The 25,547-nt window shown below is 49.7% G+C and carries 14 protein-coding genes; 4 read left to right on the top strand and 10 right to left on the bottom strand.

Annotated features, from left to right (window positions below):
- Window positions 1-51: 51 nt before the first annotated feature.
- The 8 genes from FGT79_RS19935 to FGT79_RS19900 form a co-directional block, all read right to left on the bottom strand.
- Complete coding sequence (locus tag FGT79_RS19935) at window positions 52-5,313, bottom strand: Ig-like domain-containing protein (protein ID WP_171056341.1); 5,262 nt, start codon at window positions 5,311-5,313, stop codon at window positions 52-54.
- Window positions 5,314-5,327: 14 nt separating this feature from the next.
- Window positions 5,328-6,329, bottom strand: a complete 1,002-nt coding sequence (locus tag FGT79_RS19930) for an SGNH/GDSL hydrolase family protein (RefSeq protein WP_138754581.1) — start codon at window positions 6,327-6,329, stop codon at window positions 5,328-5,330.
- 323 nt (window positions 6,330-6,652) lie between these two features.
- Window positions 6,653-7,717 (bottom strand): Gfo/Idh/MocA family protein, encoded by a 1,065-nt coding sequence (locus FGT79_RS19925; RefSeq protein ID WP_138754580.1) that lies wholly within the window; start codon window positions 7,715-7,717, stop codon window positions 6,653-6,655.
- 18 nt (window positions 7,718-7,735) lie between these two features.
- Window positions 7,736-8,824 (bottom strand): beta-galactosidase BglB, encoded by a 1,089-nt coding sequence (gene bglB, locus FGT79_RS19920; RefSeq protein ID WP_246096511.1) that lies wholly within the window; start codon window positions 8,822-8,824, stop codon window positions 7,736-7,738.
- 26 nt (window positions 8,825-8,850) lie between these two features.
- Window positions 8,851-11,064, bottom strand: coding sequence for a helix-turn-helix domain-containing protein (locus tag FGT79_RS19915; RefSeq protein WP_138754579.1), 2,214 nt, complete (start codon window positions 11,062-11,064; stop codon window positions 8,851-8,853).
- Window positions 11,065-11,088: 24 nt separating this feature from the next.
- Window positions 11,089-12,786, bottom strand: a complete 1,698-nt coding sequence (locus FGT79_RS19910; RefSeq protein WP_171056340.1) for an extracellular solute-binding protein — start codon at window positions 12,784-12,786, stop codon at window positions 11,089-11,091.
- 97 nt (window positions 12,787-12,883) lie between these two features.
- The gene (locus FGT79_RS19905; RefSeq protein WP_138754577.1) at window positions 12,884-13,759 is read right to left on the bottom strand and encodes a carbohydrate ABC transporter permease; all 876 of its coding nucleotides are present in this window, start codon (window positions 13,757-13,759) and stop codon (window positions 12,884-12,886) included.
- Window positions 13,760-13,777: 18 nt separating this feature from the next.
- A complete protein-coding gene (locus FGT79_RS19900) occupies window positions 13,778-14,632 on the bottom strand; it encodes an ABC transporter permease (RefSeq protein ID WP_138754659.1) in 855 nt (284 codons plus the stop codon).
- Between the two features lie 365 nt (window positions 14,633-14,997).
- Between FGT79_RS19900 and FGT79_RS19895 the strand changes: the two genes are divergently transcribed.
- Window positions 14,998-17,397 (top strand): hypothetical protein, encoded by a 2,400-nt coding sequence (locus tag FGT79_RS19895; protein ID WP_138754576.1) that lies wholly within the window; start codon window positions 14,998-15,000, stop codon window positions 17,395-17,397.
- A gap of 200 nt (window positions 17,398-17,597) precedes the next feature.
- Here FGT79_RS19895 and FGT79_RS19890 read toward each other — a convergent pair whose 3' ends face one another.
- Both FGT79_RS19890 and FGT79_RS19885 read right to left on the bottom strand, forming a co-directional pair.
- The gene (locus tag FGT79_RS19890; RefSeq protein ID WP_246096510.1) at window positions 17,598-20,684 is read right to left on the bottom strand and encodes a hybrid sensor histidine kinase/response regulator; all 3,087 of its coding nucleotides are present in this window, start codon (window positions 20,682-20,684) and stop codon (window positions 17,598-17,600) included.
- A gap of 149 nt (window positions 20,685-20,833) precedes the next feature.
- Window positions 20,834-21,040: a hypothetical protein gene (locus tag FGT79_RS19885; protein WP_138754575.1), complete on the bottom strand. Its 207-nt coding sequence runs from the start codon at window positions 21,038-21,040 to the stop codon at window positions 20,834-20,836.
- Between the two features lie 310 nt (window positions 21,041-21,350).
- On the opposite strand from FGT79_RS19885, the gene FGT79_RS19880 reads away from it, so the two are divergent.
- The 3 genes from FGT79_RS19880 to FGT79_RS19870 are packed head-to-tail and all read left to right on the top strand — an operon-like array spanning window position 21,351 to window position 25,357.
- Complete coding sequence (locus tag FGT79_RS19880; protein ID WP_138754574.1) at window positions 21,351-23,312, top strand: AraC family transcriptional regulator; 1,962 nt, start codon at window positions 21,351-21,353, stop codon at window positions 23,310-23,312.
- A 6-nt stretch (window positions 23,313-23,318) separates the two neighbouring features.
- Window positions 23,319-24,356, top strand: a complete 1,038-nt coding sequence (locus FGT79_RS19875; protein WP_138754573.1) for a FecCD family ABC transporter permease — start codon at window positions 23,319-23,321, stop codon at window positions 24,354-24,356.
- Window positions 24,353-25,357 carry a FecCD family ABC transporter permease gene (locus FGT79_RS19870; RefSeq protein ID WP_342778508.1) on the top strand — a complete coding sequence of 335 codons (1,005 nt, stop codon included), beginning with the start codon at window positions 24,353-24,355 and terminating at the stop codon, window positions 25,355-25,357. Before FGT79_RS19875 ends, FGT79_RS19870 begins: the two co-directional genes overlap by 4 nt.
- Window positions 25,358-25,547: the final 190 nt, after the last annotated feature.

Below are 25,547 nucleotides of genomic sequence, written 5' to 3'. Positions count from 1 at the left end.
CCTTTGCTCAATTGCAAAGGCCTCTTTTGATATCATAGATGGTCGTATTTACTACAGCTTAATACCGAATGACAATCCCTCCGGTACAACCACGTCCTCATGGACGACAATCGCGTATTTCGCCGAAATCCCCCCATACGAGACCGTAATTACCGAAGTGCCTGCGCTTTGCGCGTGCAGTATGCCATCGCTTCCAACTGTTGCCACACTTTCGTTCCCGCTGCTAAACGCAGCCTCAGCAAAGGAAAGAGGCTGCAGTTCGCCGTTGTCATACATAAGGCTAACTGTGAGCTCCCCGCTTTCACCAGCATCCAGCGTCGCAGGTCCCTCTATTAGAAGTGCCGCAGGTATCGCTGTTTGATCGGGTTTGGCAATCGTCATGCTTCCGCTTCTTGCCAGTAAACCGACATAACCCGGAAGCCGCAAGGCCGATGATGACGTATCCACGAAATCAAATACCGTTTCTCCATCTACTTTCATCAGAAGCCTGACGCCGTTTGCCTGGTTGAAGCTACCAAGCTGTACGCGGTGGCTTTCATTGAACGGCAGCATCGTATTTGGTATTGCATCTCCGCCAATGCTTGCAAAACCAGCCAGATTGCCGTAGATAACCGTCCGTTTACCATTGTTATAGCGATGCAGCTCGATTCCGCTTGCCGAGATGACCACAATGTAATTATCGTCATTCACATAACTTGCGGTTTCACTTTGCTTGCCGAGCATGAGTGCATACCAACTGCCCGTTCCATTTATAGATAGGTCAAAATCGATAAGCTCATTGCTGAACTTCCGGCCTTGGTAGATCGCGTGTCCCCCGCTTGGCGTCGCAACCGTAATACTGCTCTCATCCGACTGAACCTGATTAACAGCAGTTGGATTCACATACCATCCATCTACGTCGTTAATTTCTCGGTTTAATCCATAATGATGCTCCGTATTCTCTCCCGCTACGCGAAGCAAGTAACGGCTTTCCGCCTCGGTGCCTACGAATCTTCCCCGAAGGGTCAGTACGATATCCCCTGCCTGATGGGCAGTAATAAATCCTTCCGCTGAAATCGAGGCTACATTCGGATTGCTGGATGTATAATCCACGTCTTCCAGCTCAATTCGGTTACCATACGCGGTAAGTCCAAAAGCAATAAGCGCTTGGCTCGTTCCTTCCGTTAGGAAGGCAACCTTGCCCGCCGTCCCCTCAATACCTACCTCTGTCAGCTCATCCCCAACGAAAATATCCGTCTCTAGCGTTCGCATCATCGAGCCCGTTACGATATTAACCGTAAGCTTTGCCTGACCTTTAGCTATCGCTGTCACAACGCCCTGCTGACTCACGACAGCTACCGCAGAATTACTAGATGCAAAGAAGATTTGTTCCGCATTCACGGCCTGCATGCGATCCTTACCATCATAACCACGCAGAGCAACGATGTCGCTCTCGCCGAGAGCGAGGTTAACCGGCTTAATGTTCAAGCGTCTTACTTCCTCTGCCGCCACAGCTGAGAAGTCCGTTTGCAAACCAGCTTCCTCAATTATGGCCTGTGCTTCGGCTGGCCAATTCGCTTCCGGGAACACCTGATTGTTCGAGAATACATTATCGTAGCCGTTGCTTGTAGCGTTAGCCTCTGTCGTATAGTTGTTCACGAAATCAATGTCATGAATGGATGCCGCCCAAATTTGCGCCCAGCGCTTTGCAGAATGCCAATCTTTGCTTTCTTTCAAATCAATAACATTATGCTCGAATTTCCAATAAGCTGATCCTTCATCCGTATAGAGTGGAGCCCCTTCATCCATTTGATTGCGGATGTAGTTGCCGGAAACGAGGTTTTTGTCAGCAGCCGTTGCCCCCGTCGTTCCCAAGCTGTATACGGCTCCCCCGTCACGGAGCCCCATCCCCATTAAATCGTAGATCAGATTGTTTTGAATTTTTACGTTTTTCGTAACTGGCTGGAAATCCTTCGCCCATCCGTAACCGACATGCGTGCCGCTGTAAGGAAGGGAATACATTTCGTTGTGGCTGATATCCATATCGACGGGATAGCCAGCCGATATAGCCGATGACGATTTGTAATCAATGCCTATATCATGGATGACATTGTTCAGAATATCGTTGTTCTTCATTACCAAACGGTGATCCGCCGGATTAAACACATCCTGTATCGTGGAGTCCGGAGAACCGACGTTGACTGCACTTCCAGACAGATCATAGAAGTGATTGCCTTCCATCAAGCTGTTCTGAACGCCATTCTGCATGCGAATTGCCGTTATTCCCAGCTTTGCGAATTCGTTTCCTACGAACGAAATGGAATTGGCCAGCTCGATCTCGATGGCGGCATCCGCCAGCATGTCGGGGCTGCCGGAATATCTCAAATGATTGTTCTGGGCATCGGAATGCCCCGCGTCCGTGCTTGGACGCATCCATGTCGAATACATCCAGCTGAGCTGTTTGAACTGGACGTTCCGAACCGGAAGCTCCACAGATTCACCTTGGATGGTCATCAGCCGCTCCAGCTTCGGTGCAATAACCTCGGCAGTGGCCATATCCTCCCATGCGCGCGGCTTATAATACAACATCCCTTCCGAGCGGTCGTAATACCATTCGCCCGGCTGGTCTAGAAGCTCATAAGCGTTCTCGTAATAAACGGGAACCGTCGCCGAAGTAAGGCCTCGGACGGTTATAGCGGTCCATGCCGGCTGCTTCATCGCAATATGAGCTTTGCCATCCACCGCATTGACGGCTGCCACGCCAGCTCTGGAGTTGGTCCATTTCTCCTGATATACAAACTCCAGATCGCTCGGATTCCGCCATCCCGCCAAAGCTGAATCACCGGATGTATAACCTGTCGCCGTTTGCACAGGCATGAGCAATCCGCCCTCGCTTCTCGCTCTGATTGCTCTAACACCACCCACGAACAGCTGACGGGTTTGAAACTCCGTTCCCACATTGGCTTTGAATATCTGATTAGCCGCATCATGCTCGAACCAATCGGTTATTCGCTCTCCGCCGCTAATAACCGCGCGCTCTCCCGGATAGCTTTGATAAACGACGGAGTGGCCGTTAAAACCAGAATCCGCCTGTTCCAAAGCCAATGTATCTATAAGCGTATACAAACCTTCCCGAAGATTGACAATAATATCACCGCTCATCTGCTGATTCCATTCCCGTACCTGAACCTGTGCTCTTGCAATGGTTTGGAACGGCGCACTTTCCGTTCCAGCCTGGCTGTCACTGCCGCTCGGCGATACGAAAATGTCATGCTGTACGTTTCTAGCAGCTACGGTGACCGATATTTCTCCACGAATGGCGCCATCTGAGCTAACTGCATACACGGTAGTTACACCCGGACTTACTCCGGCTAACTCTCCATAGCGATCCACCGTGGCGATAGTCTCATCCTCGCTGCCCCAATAGACGCGTTGATCCGTGCTGCCCGTAGGCAATACCTCTGCTTTCAAAAATACACGCGAGCCTACCGGCACCTCTGAACCAATCGATTCCAACGTAATTTCCGTGATTGGCACAAAGTATACGCTCACCTCTACCGAGACCGGAGCGACATTCTCCAGCGGCTGTGCGGTAATAATCGTCGTTCCTGTCTGCAAGCCCGTTACGATGCCACTTGAGGAAACGCTCGCTACACTCTCGTCGCTGGAGGTCCAGATCGCACTTTGCACGGTCGCGTCCAGCGGCTCAAAAAACAAGGGCAGCTGTACTTTAGAACCTTTGGCAACGTCGTAGTTGTCCTGCGCGAAGGAAACACTCACGGCCGATTTATAGGAGTAAACGTTGAAGTCATCAAAGTAAACCGTACCGATGCTGTCTTTGAAAATGCCAAGATAAAAGGAAGTGATCGGACCGCCTGATCCGCCAGGCTCGCGAGAGAGCTTTAACTGACCGTTGATATAGAAATCGAATTCACCCGCATCTCCGTCAAGCATAATTTTAACCTCGTACCACTCACCCGTCGCGTAAGGCTGAATGTTCGTCCAGCCCGTTCCGCCCTCCTTCATATAGGCAAATTGCCCGGCGTTAAGTGCGAATTTCACTTGCGAGCCGTTGTTCAAGGAAGGCAGATAAATCACAGCACCCGTCTGATCCGCTTTAATCCGGTACGTGACCACAGCCTTCGTTGAGGTAGTGGACACCGCTCGCGTAATGGAATAGGAAGCGGTAGTTTGTGCATTTTTAGTGAACTTCAACGATTTGCCCGTTTCATTCGGCAGTTCTTCCACCGTTGCCTGCAATATAAACGGATTAGGTACCGGAGGAACCGCAGCCGGCTTCGTCGGAATCGACCAATTCGGCGGTGCCTGACCGCTCGCAGCAGCATCAAAGCTTTCGGCGAGTACATCTCCTTTGACGCGCACGGCCTCCTTCACATACACGCTCGTTGTGACGGCAGGCAACTGATCCAGCGGCTGCGCCGTAATCAAAGCCGAGCCTGCCGATATGCCCGTTACCATCCCCGTAGCTGTTACCGAAGCGACTGCGGGATTGCTGCTCGACCATGCCGCGCTTTGGACGGTTGCATTCTGAGGCTCGAAGCTTAACGCGAGCTGCTTCTGCTCCCCTGTGTCCAGCTCGTGGGAGGACTGCCCGAAGCTAGCGGAAGCAGCCGGCATGTACGGATAAATCAAGAAATCATCAAAATATACGATACCCACGCTATCCTTGTACATGCCCAAATAAAACGAGGACAGCGGCGTTCCTTCGCCTCCCGGTTCCTGCGATAACAGCATAGTGTCGTCTATGTAGAAATCGAAGACGCCAAGCTCGGTATCCAGCATCACCTTAATGTCATACCATTCTCCGCTCTGGTATGCCTGAATCGGTGTCCAACCCGAAGCGTTTTCCTTCATATAGCTGAATTGTCCGTTGTTCAATGCGAATTTAACGGCCGTGTTGTTCTGAAGCGATGGCAAGTAAACGACCGCATTCGTCTGTTCCGCACGAACCTTATAGGTCAATGTCACCTTAGAGGTAACTGCCGTTACATTCCGTCTAATCGAATACGAAGCGACCGATTTTCCATTTTTCTCAAATTTCAGCAGCTTACCAGAATAAGCATCCAGCTCCCCGATGGAAGCCCGAATCACATACGGATCTGGAGCAGGGGCTACCGCTGCCGGTGCTGTGGGGATATTCCAGCCTGCAGGCTGAGCTCCTGTCGTTTGATCGTCGAAAACCTCAGCCAGAATCGTTGCTGCCGCGCTGCCCGAAGCTTTGACAGTCACTTGAGACATCGGTTGAACGATACCGATAACCAGCATGAAAATCAATAGTCGGCAAATCCATTTCATTTGAACTGAACTACGCATAACCATCCCACCTTTTACAATAGTAGATGAATCATTTGCTGCGCCAGCTGCTCTCCCATTCGCATATGGCCGTACTCGCCGGGGTGGATGAGATCGCAGGTCATTCCGCTCATATCCTGCATAACGTCTTCTCCTTCAATAAGATGCAGCAGCGGATGCCGCAATCTCGCGACATGAGAGCGTAATATTTCATTGAAACGTTGGTCCCGCTCCGTCACGGCATTGCCTGCATAGGTAGCGAAATTCGGATAAATTGTAATTAGAAAAATAGGCTTGTCAGGGTGCCTCGCAACCATCTTCTCCAGCAGATAGGATGTCTTGCTTTCAAACTGTTCGTCACTCATGCTGTCCCTCATATTAACGCCAAGCTCCAGTGTAGCAACCTGCCAGTCATCCCTTCCGGCCATAAAATCTGCTACTTCCGGCTCGCACAAACAAGATCCGCTCATCCCCGCATTCATGACGTCCAGCTTCATGCGTCTTGCGGCTTGATGAATATACGACAGCGGGAAGTTATCAAGTCCGTGCGTAATCGAAGAGCCATAAGCTAACCATCGCCGCCGAGGCATCTCTCCCGCTTGCGGGAGGCGCACTTCACAGCCAAACGTATTCAAACTGTAAAAGATTACTGCGTGGTTGCCAAAGCAAATTCGCCATATCTCGGGAGCAAATCCGGACTCCAGCAGATGCTTGCGATCCACCATAGCGAACCGGGCACTAGGCTCTTCCAGATGCAAGGTACGAATGCCTCCGGCCTGCAGCTTATGCTCGGAATGAAACAATCCACCTTTAAAAACCTTCACAATGCCGTCTGTTTCCGGAATGCCAACCGTTACCCGAACATACTTTGCCGCTGTCACAAATCGCAGCTCGCAGCCCGTTGCCTCCTCCGCGATAAATCTTCCCCTATCCCCCATGGCATGCCTTACCGCACTCGGCCATCTTCGAAGATAGACTCCCCCGTTGCAAGGCTCTAGTTCCGTTACGTTATGGAAATAAATGTTCTGTTTAATCAACTCCAAAACCCTCCTTATCCATTCTCTATATATGACACCGCTTACATAAATGAAATTCCTCCTTTTTCATCAAGTGATCAAAAAAGATAATAAGAGCATTCCTCCCTGCCGCCATACTGTAGCACAGCGTACGGACAGTCATAAATAGACATTAATTATCAATTAACAGGAACAACAAAATCTGAAAAATCCCCGACTAATCTAGGTTTTCAGTGTCAATAAACGATTCTTGCAGACCGCAACAGCCACTTATATCCGTACAAAAAAAGACTGCCCAATCAGACCCGTCTAAAGGGCCGAGCGGACAATCCCATTTTTACTGCTTACAGCTTCACTTCATTGCCCGTGCGCGCTGATTCATATAAAGCGGAGAGCAGCTTGATCATATGAACGCCATCAACAGGCTGCATGATCGGCTCTTCCCTGCCTTGTACGCAATTTATAAAGTGCTGCAAATACTCTGAATGTCCATGGCCGTCCTTCGCAAGCTTCGGCACAATATCACATAAGGTATCTTCAATTTCCGTAAACAGCTTCAGCTCGCCCTTGTCGAAGGAGAAGCCTGCTTTCGTGCCGCGCAGCTCCACGAAGTTTCTCTCCTCCTCTATGTTCGAAGCCCAGCTGAATTCTACCTGCAGTGTCGCGCCATTATCGAACCGGATAAAGCCTGAAGCTAGATCCTCAACATCGAAAATCCCTTCCGGTTTTTTCTCTCCGAAGCTGCTGTGGGCAGAATCACTAATCGTGCTCTGTGCGAATTTCGTATACGTCGCGCCGACGACCGACACTGGACGCGGATTGCCCATTAGCCACACAGCCACATCGATGAAATGAACACCCAAATCAATGAGCGGCCCTCCACCGGACAGCTCCTTCGTCGTAAACCATCCACCTTTGCCCGGTATGCCGCGGCGGCGAATCCAGCCGCAGCGTCCCGTATAAATATCGCCAGCGTGTCCAGCTGCGACATACTTTTTAAGAAATTGCACCGCAGGACGGAAGCGATTATTGCGCATCGTAAGCAATAGCTTGCCTGATTGCTCCGCTGCATCCGCCATTCTCTGCGCTTCTGCTGGATTAATCGCATCCGGTTTTTCGCAGAAAACATGCATTCCCGCCTCTAATGCGACAACAGCAATATCTGAATGATGCAGATTAGATGTGCAGATATCAATAATATCCAGATCAGGATGCTCTTTAAGCAGCTCTGAGTAATCTGTATAAACATGAGGAATATCGAATTCCGCAGCCACTCTCTTTACCTTCGCCTCATCAATGTCGCAAGCAGCGACAAGCTCGATCTCCGGATGCCCATACAGCAGCGGCGCATGTGCCGTGCGGAAAATGTTCCCCGTGCCTACGATGCCAACCTTACGCCTCGTTTCCATACTCGTTCATCCTCTCTATTATTCCTTATGCTTTAGCGTTTCGACCAGCATGAGCAGCGTCATGGACTGGCCATACGGCATCGGGCAACGAGGAATATCCTTGTAATATTGCAGCGTACGGCCCATTCCCGTTCCGTAGGACACCCCTTGGACGATACCATCACCGCCAATTTGATTCACAACCGCCTCCACTGCTCTCCAACCGCATGCCGCAAAACTCTCATCCAAATACCCTTTTCTTACTGCCTTTAGAATGCCATAAGCGAACGCGGCCGTAGCCGATGTTTCCTTGTATGAATTCGGGTCATTAAGCAGCGTATGCCACATACCATCTTCGGCCTGCACCTCGCGAAGCTTCGCCGCCTGCCTCTCAAGCGAGCTTATAAGATAGTGCTCCACCCCAGCTGGTATTGGAGCCATTTCCAAATAATCGACCAAGCCCGCCGTATACCAAGAGTTCCCTCTAGCCCATAAGGCGCCGGCGAAATGATGGTTTTCCACGAACGACCAGCCATGGAAGAACAGTCCCGTAACCGGGTCTGTCAAATATTTCAGATGCACCAGAAACTGCCGGATGCTCTCTTGAATATAAGACTCTTCCTCTAGAACGACGCCCATCCGCGTCATGAACAACACTGTCATGTACAGCGTATCGTCCCAAACCTGGCCTTCGTTAGTTTCACCGGATACGATATGCTGCAAAGCTCCTTCTCCCGTACGCGGCATCTCATGCACCACATGCCATGCCCACTCTCTGCAAAGCTTCAGATAACGTTCATTGCCCGTCTCCTCATGCAAGCAGCTGAGCGTCAGCATTGGACACATCGTATTAACGTTTTTTGGGGGCAGTTCCCCGCCGTCAAGCTGTCGGTCGAACCAGCCGCACAAATAGTCCAATATCTCCTGTTTTCCCGTTTCCTTGTAATACAGATAAAGCGAAAACAGCGCTACGCCCTGCGGCCATTCCCAGTTATCCATCGAGATGATGCCGATAGGCGCTGTTTCTGCGATACTACCCTTCATATTCTGAAGCTGATGAATCACCTTCTGTATGTTGTCGTCAATTTGATCCATCGTTAACGTTTTGCTCGTTGCGTCTCTGGTCAAAAGCCGCACGCTCCTTTCAAGCTTCGTCACCCTTGATACTGCTTACGGTAATCACCCGGCGTAATGCCTGCTGACTTCTTGAAGGAACGATTGAAAGATACAGCATGCACATAGCCTACCGCGAATCCGATGTCCTGAATGGAATCATCGGTGGCAATCAGCTTTTGCTTCGCATGCTCGATCCGGATACGCGTCACGTAATCCACGAACTTCTCGCCTGTTCCCTGCTTGAAGGAGCGGCTGAAATTAGCCGGATTCATGCCGAACCCTTCGCTGATTTGGTTTAGCGAAAGCGCCGCATCGGCATAATACTTTTCAATATATTGCTTCGCTTGATCCAGTAAAGCATGATTGCTGTTACTGTCCCGCCAGCTGAGCATCCGTGCAAATACGTCGGAGAGCAGAGCATTCACACGGCTGACAAGTTCCTCCACGGTATCGAATGTATCAATCGCCTTCTGTATATCCGCAATATTCCGCTTGCTCCAGAATGATCCTTTCGCATCGGCAACCTCGCTTAGCTCGCTATTTATTTTATGAAGCATATATTCAAACAAGTTAACGATTTCCTTGCGAGACATATGATGGTCCTGTATGCTCTCGCTTACAGCCTCCAGATTGGCTGACCATGAGGCTTTGCCAACCCGGAATGACTCCGTCAACTGATGAACCTCAGGCAGCAGCTGGTAATAGCCCACGCCAGTTATTTGGTTGATTTGCGTTTCGTCCAGCCATTGATTGCTGCCGATTGTTGGCTTGAACCTCATGATTTCCAGTGTGCTGTCATAGGAGAGATAGACCTCATCCAAGCTGGCGACCCGTATGCCCTCTGCAATGGTGATCGTAAAAGACAGGTGCGTCTCGACCCACTTTAAGCATTCCTCATACAATGCATGAAGACGAACAGCATGCTCTTCAGCCGAACTAGCCTGCACAAGTACGCCAACCTGCTTATCGGACATCCATTCCGCCCACAGCACAATTTGCTGCTGGTCTGCCGTTTCCTTCAGCACGCTCGTAAGCGCGAACTTGAGCAGCAGCTGGTCCTTTCGAGAGTAGTTGGTCTCGAAGTCGCGGAATTGGTCCATCTCCACCAGCACGAAGCGCCATTCGGAAGCCTGAGGATCGAAGCCTTTGGCAGCGAGCGCTTGCAGCAGCTCGTGAGAAGCGAAAGACGGCGACCCGTCAGCCAGCGCCTGGAATAGAAACTTCTCCTTGTACAGCAAACTTTCCTTGAGCTGCTTATGATGGGACTGGGCATCCTCAAGCAAAGTATTCAGCGCGTTCTCGATGAATTTGAACTCGTCGTAATTCCCCCTAAGTTCCATCGACTTGCGGAGCGAATAGCTCTCGATTTGCGCTGCCAGCGCCTCAACTGGCCGATAGTTTCGCTTAATTAAATAAATGAGCCAAGCGAAGCCTGCCAAAATAATGAAGATTCCAGTCACGATCCAGATACGTGAAATGAGCTGCAGCGATGTGAACAAATAATGCTCGTTAAGGCCCGAATACAACGTCCATCCGGTAGTCTCGGAGCGCAGTACAACATCCTGCTCCTGCTGCTCGGAATCCTGCTGGCTCAGATTGCCTACAAGCCACTGATCGGCATCGTCCTTTACGTACGCATAGCTGAGATCAACCCGCCCAAGTTCGGAGAAGCGCTTTTGCAATGCTTGAAGATTGACGTTCATCACGAGTCCACCCTGCGGCGTTCCCGTGAGCGGATAAGGCTTCTTGGAGGAGACGACCCGCCGTTTGCCCGAGTCGTCAAATTCCGTAAAAGAACGAGCGTTGGACCATGTCATCTCCCCACTCTCTTTCAGAGCGAAGTCCATGTCCGGATACAGGGTCGCCTCGATTTTGATCGTATCAGACAGCACCATACTGTCCGAGTTCCGGTACAGATAGATAGAATCAATGAACTCCGAGGAGCGTACGAACGCTTGCAGCTTCTGAATTAATTCATAATTCAAGGCGATATCATCCTTGTAGAATGAATTGAAAAACAGCTGCACCTCATCCGTGAAATAGACATCGCTCAGAAACGATTGGCTAAGCGTATACATCTCGTTATCCAGCAGCTGCATAATCTGTTTGGCGAACTGCTCGTTCGCCCGCTTATTCTCCTTCTCTGCAATCTGGTTCACTGAGAGGAAAAATATAAATACGAGAATGGAAATCATAATAAAAAACAACGGGAGATATGAAAACATCATTTTCTGAAACCATTTATTCTTCATAGAGCTCCCCCTGTTTATGACTGCCTATTTTCTGAAAAAGATATCCTGTGACAGCTCATACATATCGTCCATCAAAAACGCTGTAGATTTGTTTGCCGTATACCAATCCGCATACCACTGATCGATCTTGTCGCCGTTCGCTTTGCCCCATGCCGCTTTCGCATCCTCAATCGCTTTATCCACCGTATAAGAGGAACCGCTAATAATCGATTTCGTAAGCGCGTCTTCTACTGCCTTAAAGCCGTTCTGTTGATTGATTTGCAAATCCTGCGGGATAACCGGCATATGCTCGCTTGAAGTCAAGGCCGGGTTGGGGCGCGCTTCATTCACGTAAGCTTCCACTGCATCATAGCGAAGCTCCTTATATTCCAGTTGCATTGGCGTTGCGTTAGATTCATTGTAATTCCACCAATCCGAGCACTTGTCTTCGAAGTCGGTCGAGAACAGCATCATGAAATCAGCCTTGTAGCCAAGCTGTTTCTTCACTTCCTCCGAATCGTTTACTTTCGGGCAGCCGTTCACAACCGTGTGGTGCTCGCCTTCAATTCCGAAATCAAACACCTTTTTTGTAGCAGGCTCCAGCATGAAATCAACATACTCCATGACGGCCTCCGGATTTTTAGCCATTACATTAATAACGCCCACCGATTGGATCGGATTATAAAGCACGGGGCTGAATTGTCCGTTAGGACTTTCCGGCAGGGCAATAATTTTGATTTGGGCGTTCGGGTTGTTTTTCTTCAACGTCTCATAGGAAGCAAAGTCACCAACTGTCGTTCCCCAAATGCCGAGCTTGCCGTTAATAAAGTCCTGCTTCGCTTTCTCTCCCTTGCTGTCGGTCAGGAAATCTCGATCAACTAGGCCAGCGTCAAACAGCTTCTTCTTAAATTCAAAAGCTGTTTTGACACGGGTCCAGTCATGTACGAGCTCGTCCTTGTCATTCGGGTACCAAGGCTGCTTCTCAAAGATCGTAAATACGCTTCCATGCATGTAATCCACGATCATGCCGCTGATGTAGCTAAGCGCCATCCCGTAAGTATCGGCAGCGCCGTTCTGATCCGGGTCATTTTCCTTGAAAGCCTTCGCTACCGCGAACAGCTCTTCCGTCGTTTGGGGCACTTCCAATTTAAGCGCTTCCAACCAATCGGCACGGATAAACAAGGCATGGTTCGGCTGCAGGCCAATAACGCGCGCAATCTCGTAGAGCTGGCCGTCATCCTTCGTTCCAACCTTGCGCAGTGCGGGATATTTCTCCAGCATCGCTTTATAATTCGTGCTATGCTCCTCGACGAGCTTATCAATCGGCATAATCAGCTTTTGGTTATATAGTTGGTTCCGGTAAGCCGTATCATATTCCATAATCAAGTCCGGCGCTGCTTTGGACGCAAACATCACGTTAAATTTCTGCTGCGACTCCCAGCGCGGTACGCTCATGAAATCCACGTCAACCGGTCCGTTTTCATTAATCCACTTCGACCAACGGTTTTCCTCCATATTGCCTTCCTCCGCCGGAACCGTTCCTCTATCGTAGATGGATACCGAGATTTGGCCTCTTTCCTTCGGCTCTGTCTGATCGGTTGCCGCTGGACTTGCCGCAGATTCGGACGGCTTGGCGCCCTTATTCGTACCTTCTTCATTCGATGAGCATGCTGACAAAAACAAACTAATGAAGACACCCGCTACGATTAACGCCAAACTGGACTTCCAATATTTCTTTGTCATATTCATCCTCCATACTCGTAGTGTACAACACCCCTGTAAAAACTTCACGGAAAACAGCTGCTTAGCCCGACATTCCCCCTCTCGAAGCTCTGGTATCCTATCCTTTAATTGCGCCAATCATAACGCCTTTCACGAAATACTTCTGAATAAACGGATACACGATCAGCATCGGCAGCAGCAGTACCATCACCCCAGCAGCCTTGACACCTTCCGGCGGGAATTCATTCATCTCATCCGGCTGCAAGCTCGTGAATTCAAGCAGCACCGACGTGCTTCTTACCATCTGCTGAACAAGGACGGTTAGGTTGTATTTATCCGTATCATTAATGTAAATCAACACCTGGAAAAACGAATTCCATAAGTTAACGCCATAAAATAAAGCGATAGTCGCCATCATCGGCAATGATAACGGCAGTACGATTTTCGTTATAAAAGAGAACTCGCCACACCCATCGATACGCGCCGCCTCTTCCATTTCCTCCGGCAAATGCTCGAAATAGTTTTTCATAATGAGCATATTGAAAGGGCTAACGAGCACAGGCAGCCACAGCGCCCAGTACGTGTTCACAAGACCTAATGAATCAACTAATAAGTAATGAGGGATGATACCTCCCGAGAAAAGCATCGTAAAGACGATAGCGAGCGTAATCGGCTTGCGCAGGTAGAATGCCTTCCGGGACAACGGATAGGCCGCCAGCAGTGTAAACAACATGCAAAGTGCAACACCGACCACTGTAATAATGAGGCTGTTCTTGAATGCTGGAATGATTGGGCTGCCGCTGGCAAGCGCCGCGTAAGAGGCAATATTGAACTCGACCGGCCAAATACCGACCTCTCCTGACATGACGGCCCTGTTTCCGCTAAGCGACACAGCGAGTATGTTCATCAGCGGCAGCAAGCATGTCAGAGCAGCCAAGGTGAGCAGCACGTAGTTAATGCGATAAAACCATTTCTCTCCCCTTGAAATTTGCATAGGAGGCCACCTTCCTTTTTACCATAATGACTGATTGAATCGGCGGGCAATGCCATTCGAAATCATGACAAGAATCAAGCCAATAACTGCTTCGAACATGCCCATCGCCGTCGTAATGCTGAACTGAGCTCCTTGCAGACCCATGCGGTAAATGTAAGTGGAGATGACCTCGGCGATATTGGATACGACGGGATTCTGAAGCATATACACTTGATCGAACCCGACCTCCATCACCCTGCCCATCCCGAGAATCAGCATGAGCACAATGACCGGCATGATGCCCGGCAGCGTAATATGCCAAATTCGTCTTAGCTTGTTCGCGCCGTCTAGATTAGCCGCTTCATAGAGATGCGGATCGATATTGCCAAGCGCAGCCAAATAAATGATGGCCCCAAAGCCCGCTTCCTTCCACACGCCAGCACCAAGAAAGATAGCGAGCCAGGATGGTTCCTGATACATGAACGGATAGGTCCGGCCCGTCAACTTCTCCCAAATCGAATTAATAATGCCTGTCTCCTGGGAGAACAGCGTAATGACCATGCCGCCCACGATAACCCAAGACAGGAAATGGGGCAGGTAAAGCAGCGTTTGCAATGATTTGCGGAACCACATCATCCTAATTTCGTTGAACAGGATGGCTAAAATAATAGGAAAAGGAAACCCGACAGCCATCGAAAGCACACTGATAAGCAGTGTGTTCCGAATCGTATGAACCGTTGCCGGGTCCGTGAACAGCATGGCGAAATTTTTAAAGCCGACCCACTCGCTGCCCCATACCCCGTGCAGAAAATGATAGTTTTTGAAGGCGATGACTAACCCGCCTATCGGAATATATTTGAAGAGAATGAAATACACCGCTACGGGAGCGAACATGATGAGCCAAGGAATGTTCTGCTTCCACCTTCGCCTGCTTGCATTCACGGCGGACGCTGTCTGTACATTCACAGCTGGATTAATTTTCAATAGGTATCAACTCCGAATTCAGACATTTGCCCCTCGTTCACCTCGCTGCAGGAAGGACACCCTTATCGAACCACACCCGTACTTTACCCGTCTATAAACAAAAATTACGGCTTAGCAAGAAGTGTTGGATTCCTCCTTGAATAGGCTAAAAGCATAGGTTTTATAAGGGTTTTCCCATTTTTGTCTACCTGCAATTATTGTCTATGGCGGATGCGGCGGCCATATGGTTAAGTAGTCATCAAGATAGCGCAGCACATCAGTAAGGAGGAACATAAATGAAGAAACAGCTTAACAGATTCGACGCGGAGAGATCTCCGGAAGAGGTATTGAACGGGCTGGAGCGCGCAAATACCGACCAGCTGTTCGTAGCAGGGAGCGATGCGTTGTTCGATTCAGGCAAGCTCTATCCCGTGCCCGAAACCGGGGTTCATCCCCGGATTCTTTGCAGCCCGGAGCAGCTTCCGGACATTAGGCGGCGTACGAAAGAAACCGAGACCGGCAGGCTGCTGCTTGCCAATCTCCGTAGCCGGAACGGAGCGACCATTCTCTGCGACGGAACCTGGGAAAACCAGGTATATGCAGCCCTTCAACAGGACCCTCGTGCAGCAGAGCTGCTTTTGGACAATCCAGCATATTCGGAGGAGCCCGGCCATTATCAACCACCAATACTGTACGCTTTGGTTCTTGAGGCTCTCGATGCATGGATTTCTGGAGATGAAACGAAAGGCCGTGCTGCCGCTTCAGCCATTACTGGCTTTGCTGAGCTGCTCGAGCCCAAAGTCCGGCAATACCGCAGCGGCATATTCGGCGGACATGCCTCGCGCTGGGGCAGCTGGCATGCGCTTGGCAGCTACGAGCTATTCGGCTTTCAGCATCTGGGCTACGCTTATGATTTCGCGCACGGGTTCATGACTGAGGAACAGCGCGCTACCGTACGCAAGGTTATTTCTTCCATTACAAGCGGAGCAATCAGCTTCGGCATGGAGCTGCCGCCTGACTGGCGCAACTGGAACTGGATGAATTGCAGCAACTGCTTCGTGCTGCTCGCACTGGCGATTGAAGGCGAAGAAGGCTTCGATGCCCGCGTCTATCATCGGAGCGTCGAGGTGATGCAAGATTATTTGACCTACGGCATCTCAGTTGCAGGCAGCTCCGGCGAAGCCGTCGGTTATACCGCCTTCGGATGGGTATGGGGCGTGCCCGCCATGATTGCTATGGCTAGGCGAGGAGACAACTTGTTTCTGCACTCGCATTTCGACCGTTACAAGCATTGGCTGCTGCATACGATGCAGCCTTATGGCCAGGAATGGGTTAGCCATGGAGACGGCGGAGACGGCGGTCCTGGTCCGCATTTTGCGCAAATGCTGAAATACTATTATCCTGATGATCCTGATATGGATGTGCTTTGGCATCACACGTTATTCGAGCGCGGCAAAGACCAGCGCTTGGAACGCATGCATCTTGTCGAGGCGCTTCTCTGTGCAGCAGACGGTCACTCTGAGAGGACCAAGCCCGTGCAGCAGGCACTAACCTTTGTTGATGCTGAACGCGGTTCGCTCGTTACGAGGGACACTTGGTCCGAGGACGGCGTTATGCTCCAATTCGAATGCAGGCAGGATACCCTTACACCTTCCCACGAGCACGCAGATCGGGGGAATATCAGCTTTACTGCCCTTGGCGTCAAATGGGTTGGCGAAACATTTCGCTCAGTTGAAACCAAATATCACAGCTGCGTGTTAATTGATGGCAAAGGACAAGGCTATTTCCCAGCACCCGGCAAATGGCTGGGCGCGCAGGATCAGCCGTTTGTAACAGCTGCAGCATGTGATGCCAAGTACGCTTATGATTGGTTTTGGCCCAAAACAATTGCAGCTTCCAGCACACCCGATGATCCACAATTTGCGCACGAGCGTTGGAGCAGCTTCAAGGATGAAACGATGAAATTCCAGCAGATATATGGTGATGTACATCAAGAGCCTGAGCCTTCCCCAACGATTGCTGCTCACTTTAAACCGTGGGAGGGTATAGGCCCTCGCTACTGGGACGAGGACGGATGGCCGGTACGAGTAATGCATAACCCGGTTCAGTACGCTTACCGCACCGCAGGTCTTGTCCGCGGGTCGCAGCCCTACGCCTTCATCGTGGACGACATCCGCAAGGATGATCAAGAACGGCTCTATGAATGGACGATGATGGCAAGTATGGATATTGACGTATGCGCTATTCGCCATCACGACATCCTTCTATTCAGCCGCAGTAAATCCGGTACCGAGCCTCGCAAAGGCGATCCTATGCTGCTCGTCCACGTGCTGGAGAACGGTACACCTGCACTCGCCAGAGATTTTGAAACGAATCCGGCGATCAGGCTGGAAACCTTCGAGAAGAAGGATACCTTTAACGATACACATGCGCTTTACAAGCAGGACGGCGGAAGAAGCTTCGGCCTTGATCGTCGGTTGATTATCCCCAGCCACTGTGTAGAGCCAAAGTTCAAAGTTCTGTTGATTCCGCATTATCATGGCGACGAATTACCAAGCATTACTTATTCGACTGCGGAGTCGGAGGCCGTGCTGCAATGGAAGGGCCGCGAAGACCGGCTCTCATTCCAGAAGCTAAGCGGCGGCCGTTCAGCTGTAACCCTTATCCGTGATGGTCAGAAGCTGCTGGAGCTATAGTTCATACTCCAGACCAATGGAATGTTTTAATTGAAAGTAAGGCACTTCTATATACACGCAAAAATGGCGACAAAGCATCTATGCTTTGTCGCCGCCAGTCTGCCGAGATTTTCTCAGCAGACGGAAAACGCCAGAACCTCGCATTCTGGCGTTTCATTTATTTCTATAGCAATTACAATAAGAAACTGTAATTATTCCTTTCAACTGCGATGAGCGATAACGAATGAGACAGTCGTACCTTGAGCTGGCGTGCTTTCAATATGAAGACCTTTTCCGTACAGCTGCTTTAATCTTCTGTGCGTATTGCGCAGGCCAATTCCTTGCCCCACATACGGCGGGCCTTCAAGCATGCCCCTCAGCTTATCAGCTTCTATGCCAACTCCATCATCGGCAATTACGATTTCCATTCCTTCGGCATGGGTTAGAACTCGTATATGCAAGCTGCCCCCGCGCGCACGCTGCAGAATACCATGCTTTACCGCATTCTCGACAAGCGGTTGAATCGACAACGGCGGGAGCTCCAGCCGCATATTCTCTTGAATGTCCCAGAATACCTGTAGTCTCTCCTCAAAGCGCTCTTTCTCGATATGCAAATAAGAACGTACCAGTCTCAGCTCGTGCTCTAAAGTAACAACTCGCTCCAGATTTTTCGAATCAAAGCTCGCCCGCAAATAATCGCTAAACTCATTCAATAGACTGCGCATCCGATTCGTATCGATTTCGCTAAGTGCACTAATCGAATTTAACGTGTTGAATAAAAAGTGCGGCTGAATCTGCGCTTGCAGCCATGCCGCCTCCACGCGCAATCGTTCCCGGAACGATCTGCGAATGTCCGTCAGCGCACGTATGCGTGATTTCAGCTCAAACACATCTACCGGCTTTATGACATAATCATTCGCCCCTGACTTGAAGCCTGTCTCAATATCCTCGGGACGGCTGCGTGCAGTAAGCAGCAGAATCGGAAGCTCTGTCAATCCGAAGCGCTCCCTAACCGCTTGTGTGAATTGATAGCCTGACATATTCGGCATCATCACATCGGTCACGATTAAGTCCCAATCTCTGACTGTCAGCAGGTCTAGTGCCTCTTTACCGCTGGTCGCAGTTACGACATTGCAGCCTTCCTGTACAAGCATACTTTTCAGTATGCTCAGGTTAATGGGGTCATCATCCACCGCTAATATTTGTAGACGTTCATCCGTTTCTTCTATGAACTGATCCTGCGGAAGCTCCATATAAGCCGTCGCCGTCTCAAGAAACATCGTTTGCAACTGCGCAGGGATAGTCGATACTTCCACTAGGGGAGCGCTAGAAGTTGAGAGTGGCAGTGTGAATGTAAATGTTGAACCTTTGCCAGGAATCGAGCGGACCGTAATCATGCCTTCGTGGAGCTCAATCAATTGCTTGCAAATGCTGAGGCCCAGCCCAAGCCCGCTCGCATGGGCAGCATGTCCGCCACCCTGTTCGTAGGGCTCAAATATCGTTTGAAGCTGTGCTTCATCCATCCCGATGCCTGTATCGGATATAACGATAACCGCATAACCATCCTGAACATGTCCATCTACGGCAATGACTCCTTCATCCGTGAACTTCGCTGCGTTATGAAGCAGATTAAATAAAATCTGCGTAAGCCGATTCTCATCAGCCATAACAAGTGGAAGCTCCCCCGGCATGTTGTTAATGAGCTGTATCTGCTTGCCCGTTGTCATCAGCCGAATCATATCATTAACACCGGCAACTACCGCTTGAGCGGACACAGGAGATAATTGGAGCCGCATCTGGCTCTCTTCCAAGCGGGAGAGATCAAGCAGATCATTCAGCAAGAAGGACATACGCTTGCCAACAGATACGAGCAATCTCATATTGTCACGATTTTTGGCATCATCCACTCGCTCATCACCACTTAGAATCGTTTGAGCAATGGCTAGCATTCCGTGAAGAGGGTTCCGCAGCTCGTGCGAAGTTTGAACAAGAAATTGATCCTTGCGCCTGTCTGACTCCAGAAGCTTCTCTGCGAGTTGAGCCGTTTGGGCCGAGCTTCGCAAATAACGCTTAAACCAGAAGGAGCCGAAGGCAAAGAAAGCTGCGATCATGTCGAACGGGTAGAAGCCCATCTCCATCCATCCAGTATTTTTGACAATGCCCCAGATCGAATTGATCGTTATGGCGCTGATTCCCAGTAAAATGTACACAGCGTCCTTATTTCCCCGTATAACCGCCAGACATGCAACAATTGGAACAGCTAGAAAGGACAACATAACGAGCGGAACATGAAGATAATCAGAATACGTCAGCCATTCAACGGGTAAAAAAGGAATAGCCGCAGCATATAAGACACTAACAGCGGTATAAGTAAACAAGCCTCTAAGCTTGCCGATCTCTGGCAGCAGACTTCTGGTGTACTGCAGAATGAGTACTGCCATACCCAAATAGGACAAATAGTACAGCTTGAGATTCCATTCATAGCTGATTGGAAGCCAAGCAATGAGCAGATAGCTGTTGTCGATAAGAATCGAAACGATTGCAAAGAGCAGCATGAGGAAAAAATAAATAAGAGCCTTCTGCCTTACACCCATGCCATACAAAATAGCTGAATAAACCGCATGACCTAATAGAACAAGACATACCGACAGCTGTAGACCAGCAGAAAACCAGGTCGTTTGGTGAACCGCATGATCGCTGCCGAATTTGATCGGCCAATAGATTCCCCCTGCTACCCGATCATTAAAGTTAGCGACCTGAATAATGAGTTCGATCTCCGGCTGATTCGTGGAGAAGGTTGCAGAATATGGAACAATTCTTGGTTCATAGCTATCCAGCGTCTCGCTCGGCTGTCCAGCCCCAGCTACTAATCGCCCATTCACGAACACCTTGGAGGAAGTTGGAATGGTCGGCAAATGGATACCATAAATCTGATATTCATCCGCTTCAACCTTTATAAGCAGGCGATAAGAGCCATATCCGAATGTTGGATTCTCGTTATTTTGAATAGCATCATTCCAGTTGCCTGGTACCTGAATCATGCGCATATCTGCCTGTTCTCCTGCTGCTGCTTCAGAATCAGGCAGCAACCTGCTTGGATAGAACTCCCACTCGCCATTAAGCGATATAGCCTTCTCAGAATGGAAGTTCCAGTCACGCAAATCTAGTTCCCCTCGAACGGCTTGCGCCGGCTGCGGCGGTGTAACTACAAATATCCAGTATAGGCGAAGGCCTGTAAGTGCCAATATAAATAAAGTCATATATACGATTATTTTTGTCATCTTTTTCATAGCTATATTTTTCGACAAAATCGGTGGAAATCCTTTATGTTTTTGAGGTCTTCCGAACAAACGCATGCAGTCTGAGAGAATGCAGCCCTATGAGCCGTTCCACATTTTCCTGTCGTAGACAAAAAAAGCCCCGTGACGACTAGCGCCTCGGAGCTTTTCGCGTTTCCTCATGCCGATCTAGGAGGAACCTCTGGCGGACCATCCGGAATGATTTCTGGAATGACATCCGGCTTAATTTCAGGCGGCGACTGTGGAATGATTTCCGGAGACGGCTGATCAGGCAGAATCTCCGGCGCAGCTGGCGGCTTGATTTCCGGCTTATGGTCGGGATTAATGTCTGGAATCTCTGCAGTCATGTTCGCATATTGCGGCATATTTCAACAGCTCCCTTCGCTTATAAATATGTATACCCACAACTAGCCTTATCATAACCAACAACACTGGACCCTCGGCTGCGTCTCTACAAAACATAACGAGCCAGCTGAACAAGAAGCTGTCCTCAGAGGAAGACAAGCCTTAAGGGCAGTCTCCTTTATGTCGCTTAATCGATTTAATCAACGAAATACATACAAGTTTTTAATTGTAATTGAGAATAGTTATCACTTATACTGTATAAGGCATGAATAACGATTCTTTCGAAAAGGGACTTTTCCTATTCATTCAAAGATCGGAGAGGAATAGACAATGAAGTTGGACGAACATATCACCTTATGGAACCACTCCGCTATCAAAATATTAGACATCCGGCATACCATTATGCATCCCGGCGAGCTGCTGGAGAACTATAGGCTTCCCGCCAGCATCTTCTTATATGGGATTCGCGGAGCTGCGAGTATTAAAGTCGATGGCATCAAGCAAGAGACAACGGGCTTTCACGTCCTTCATGGCGGCAAAGGCATGCTGCTCGATATAGAAGCAAGAGAAGAATTCGAATATTATTTGCTATTCTACAGAGCCGCCCCTGTGTACCCCCATCGGAAAGAGCTAACACGACTCCTTGATTGCAACAGCCCCTTCTCCCTTCAGTATGCCTTCGAGCCGGAAGAGCCGCTGCCGCTCCTTCGCAGTCTGAATGAGATGGAGAAACGCTGGGATGGCGCGAGAACCTTGGATCAGCTGCAAGTCAAAAGCCATTTCTATCAGTTTATTCACGAACTGCTGCGTCAACTGGAGATGCAAGGTGTGAGCAAGCGCAAGCCAGACCTAGTCGCCCAAGCGATACGATATATGGATGCACATTATTCAGAAAGCCTCACCCTTGAATCCATAGCAGAGACACTGAATTACAGTCCGCGCCATCTGTCCATGCGGTTCAAAGAACAAACTGGCGAAAGCCCCATACATTATTTGATTCAGGTTCGTGTTACCGAAGCAGCCGAGCTGCTGCTCAGTACGGATGCAGCGCTTCAGGACATTGCTCAAGCTGTAGGCTATTCGGATGTCTATTATTTCAGTCGTATCTTCAAGAAATATACAGGTCTGTCTCCTGTTCGCTTCCAAAAACAGGAACGGCAAAACCGTCGATCAGAAGATCATCCATTTAGAACGACAGGAATATCCATTGGATTACGAAAGATTGGACGTTATATTGATAGTGATGGTGATAATCATTATCAATACAAACGTGGAGGGTCTTTACAAATGAAGAAATATTCAAAACCTGGTTTAGCAGTGAGCTTGCTGCTAAGTCTGACACTGTTGCTCGGAGCTTGCTCAACTGGAGGTGCAGCTAACAGCAATGCCAATAGCGGAACGACGGCAACCGCAACAGCGACCGCTGATTCAGCAGCAAACCAAACGGCAAGCGAGAATCAAACTCGCATCGTCTCTACTGTGAAAGGCGACGTCGAGGTGCCTGCTAATCCAAAACGTGTAGTCGTACTCTATTTGCTAGGCGATGTTGTGGCCATGGGTATTAAGCCGGTAGGCGTCTCCGAGGTTTCCGAAGGTGCGGCCTTCGAGAAGGAACTTGTTGGCGTTGAATCACTCGGCACTTGGTTCGAAACGAATCCAGAAGCAGTTATGGCACTTAATCCAGATCTCATCATCGTCCCATCTGAGGATACCTATAATGCACTCAAAGATATTGCTCCAACTGTCTTTGTACCCTTCGACCAGATGACGACAGAAGAGCGTCTTGCGCTGCTCGGTCAAACTTTCGGCAAAGAGCAGGAAATGCAGACGCTGCTCGCTAATTTCAACAGCAAGGTCGAAGAAAGCAAGAAGAAGCTCGCTGATGCTGGCTTGCAAGACAAAACCGTATCGATTGTAGAAGGCGGCAAGAAGGAAATGACGGTCGTTGCTAGTAAACAATTCGGACGCGGCTCCCAAATTATTTATGAATATTTGGGCTTAAAGGCACCTGCTGCCATCCAGGAAAAAATCGACGTAGCAACTGAAGGCAGCGGCGAAACCGTCTCCATGGAAGTACTTCCGAATTTCATTGGTGATTACGTGTTCCGTTCTTCTTATGAAGGCATGGACGATCTAACGGATCATCCAATCTGGAGTACCATTCCTGCCGTGAAGGAAGGCCGCATGATTGAGATTAGTTTCAGCCTAGCTTATTACAGCGATATATTCTCTCTTGATAAGCAGCTCGACTTTATAGTGGAACATCTGCTTGCTGCAGCACCGAAGAGCTAACTCGAAATGCTAGGTATTAGAAGACCTCTTCCGGTCGGCAGTAAGCCTTCAGCCTCTTACTTTGCCATGCTGATGCTGGCCGGTCTTGTTCTCCTGCTGCTCGCTGCAGCAGCCTCCATATCGTTTGGGGCTGCCCGAATGGACCTAACGACAGCATGGACGGCTCTGTTTTCCTTCGACTCTAAATTAATGGAGCATCAAATCGTTCGTTTCCTGCGTGCACCTCGGACGATTGCTGATATCATGGTCGGTGCAAGTCTAGCAGCGGCAGGCGCCATAATGCAAGGCAGCACCCGGAATCCACTGGCGGATTCCGGGCTTATGGGCATCAATGCCGGAGCTGCGCTGGCCATGGCGATCGCTCTAGCCTTTTTCCCGGGAAGTCCCTATACTACACTGCTGCTTATCTGTTTTATTGGAGCTGGCGCTGGTGCCGGGTTTACCTATTTGACGGCTTCATTCAGCCGAAAGGGCATGACACCGCAGCGTCTCGTACTCGCAGGACTGTCCATTACAATGCTGTTTGGCGCAATTGGAACTTTCATATCCCTCATCTTCAAAATTGGACAAGCGCTCTCCTATTGGACCTCCGGGAGTGTTGCTGGCGCAACCTGGCATGAGCTGGCTCTGGTCGCACCTTGGTTTATTGCAGGCCTAGCTCTTGCCCTCGGACTAGCGCCATCCATAACGATCTTGAATCTTGGTGATGAGATTGCGAGAAGCGTAGGCCAAAGAGTCTTGCTCGTTAAGCTGCTTTCCGTACTTGCCGTACTCATCTTGGCAGGTCTGTCTGTCGTGCTTGTAGGACCTATCGGGTTCGTCGGCTTAATTATTCCGCATATGATGCGGTTTATGGTTGGTGTCGACTACCGGCATATCATTCCTTCAGCGGCGCTATATGGAGCTGTATTTATGCTCGCAGCCGATCTAGTAGGCAGGCTTATTAATCGCCCGAATGAAATCGCGCTAGGCATCATTTTTGCAATCGTCGGGGTACCGTTTTTCCTGCTCATCTCCCGCAAGGAAAGGAGAGCGTTCAATTGACCATCACGGCGAAAAAAACAAAACGCGGCATTCTGCTTGCTTCTCTGCTCGTATGCTTGCTTGCGGGCATTCTACTTAGTATGAATGCAGGCAAGATGGCGCTCCAGCCTGCGGAGGTATGGAGCGTACTGCTAGGGAAAGGCACTGATCAGCAGAACCTTGTCGTATTTGATTTCCGGCTTCCGCGTATTCTGCTCGCGACACTTGTCGGCATGGGCATGGCTGCAGCGGGAACCGTTATGCAAGGCCTGCTGCGCAATGATCTTGCGGACCCCGGCATGCTAGGCATTAACGCCGGCTCAGGCTTAATGGTCCTCCTATTTATCTCGGTATTCGGACTTGCCGGATTATCTTCCGCCTTTCTCCTCCCGCTTCTGGCTTTCATCGGCGGTTTATTGGCAGCTTTTCTCATCTATCTGCTTGCCTACCGGAAGCGAAGCGCGCCTTCCCCGACCAGACTGGTATTGACAGGCGCTGCAATTAACGTAGGGCTGAGCGCTTTAACACTATTTCTGACGCTTAAGCTGGATGAGGATCAATATGTTTTTGCACAGAAGTGGCAAGCTGGTTACTTGTGGGGGGACGAATGGCCCTACCTCGCTCTTCTTGCGCCTTGGGTGTTGCTCCTCATCCTGTTTATGGGATACAAAGCGCTGGTGCTTAACACATTAACGCTTGGCAATGACATTGCGACTGGAGTAGGGACACATGTCAAAAAAGAGTTTCTCGGCTTAGTTATCGCTGCGGTTGCCATAGCATCTGGAAGTGTCGCTCTTGGCGGCTCCATCTTCTTTCTTGGCCTAATCAGCCCTCATGTGGCACGCAAGCTTGTAGGGCCTGACCACAAGCTGCTTCTGCCGGCCGCTGCATTGATTGGCGGCATCATAATGCTGGCGGCTGATACGATAGCCCGAACGGTAAGCTTCGGCGCGGATATACCTGCGGGCATCATCGTAACCATACTCAGCGTACCTTATTTCCTTTACTTGCTCATGCGCTAATCCATCTGCTCCCAACCAAGCAAAAACGCCTTTGGCGTCCTTTAAGACGCTGAAATAGTTTTGACGGTGAAATAAAAGCCCTTTATAAGCAAGCAAACTTATAAATTCCTATATTTTCAAAAAGGCTGGACTTGCGGCGATATACGTTTCGTATATGCCGTAAGACCAGCCTTTTCTTTTATGATATAGT

Origin of the sequence: Paenibacillus sinopodophylli, assembly GCF_005930355.1 — a bacterium.
Lineage (GTDB): Bacteria > Bacillota > Bacilli > Paenibacillales > Paenibacillaceae > Pristimantibacillus > Pristimantibacillus sinopodophylli.
Note: the sequence above shows the minus strand (reverse complement) of the source record. Positions and strands in the feature narration are given on the sequence as shown.

Coding starts and splice junctions, on each gene's coding strand:
- FGT79_RS19910 (WP_171056340.1), bottom strand. CDS start 12,786: ATGACAAAGAAATATTGGAAGTCCAGTTTGGCGTTAATCGTAGCGGGT.
- FGT79_RS19905 (WP_138754577.1), bottom strand. CDS start 13,759: ATGCAAATTTCAAGGGGAGAGAAATGGTTTTATCGCATTAACTACGTG.
- FGT79_RS19915 (WP_138754579.1), bottom strand. CDS start 11,064: ATGAAGAATAAATGGTTTCAGAAAATGATGTTTTCATATCTCCCGTTG.
- FGT79_RS19875 (WP_138754573.1), top strand. CDS start 23,319: ATGCTAGGTATTAGAAGACCTCTTCCGGTCGGCAGTAAGCCTTCAGCC.
- FGT79_RS19935 (WP_171056341.1), bottom strand. CDS start 5,313: ATGCGTAGTTCAGTTCAAATGAAATGGATTTGCCGACTATTGATTTTC.
- FGT79_RS19925 (WP_138754580.1), bottom strand. CDS start 7,717: ATGGAAACGAGGCGTAAGGTTGGCATCGTAGGCACGGGGAACATTTTC.
- FGT79_RS19900 (WP_138754659.1), bottom strand. CDS start 14,632: ATGTTCGCTCCCGTAGCGGTGTATTTCATTCTCTTCAAATATATTCCG.
- FGT79_RS19885 (WP_138754575.1), bottom strand. CDS start 21,040: ATGCCGCAATATGCGAACATGACTGCAGAGATTCCAGACATTAATCCC.
- FGT79_RS19895 (WP_138754576.1), top strand. CDS start 14,998: ATGAAGAAACAGCTTAACAGATTCGACGCGGAGAGATCTCCGGAAGAG.
- FGT79_RS19880 (WP_138754574.1), top strand. CDS start 21,351: ATGAAGTTGGACGAACATATCACCTTATGGAACCACTCCGCTATCAAA.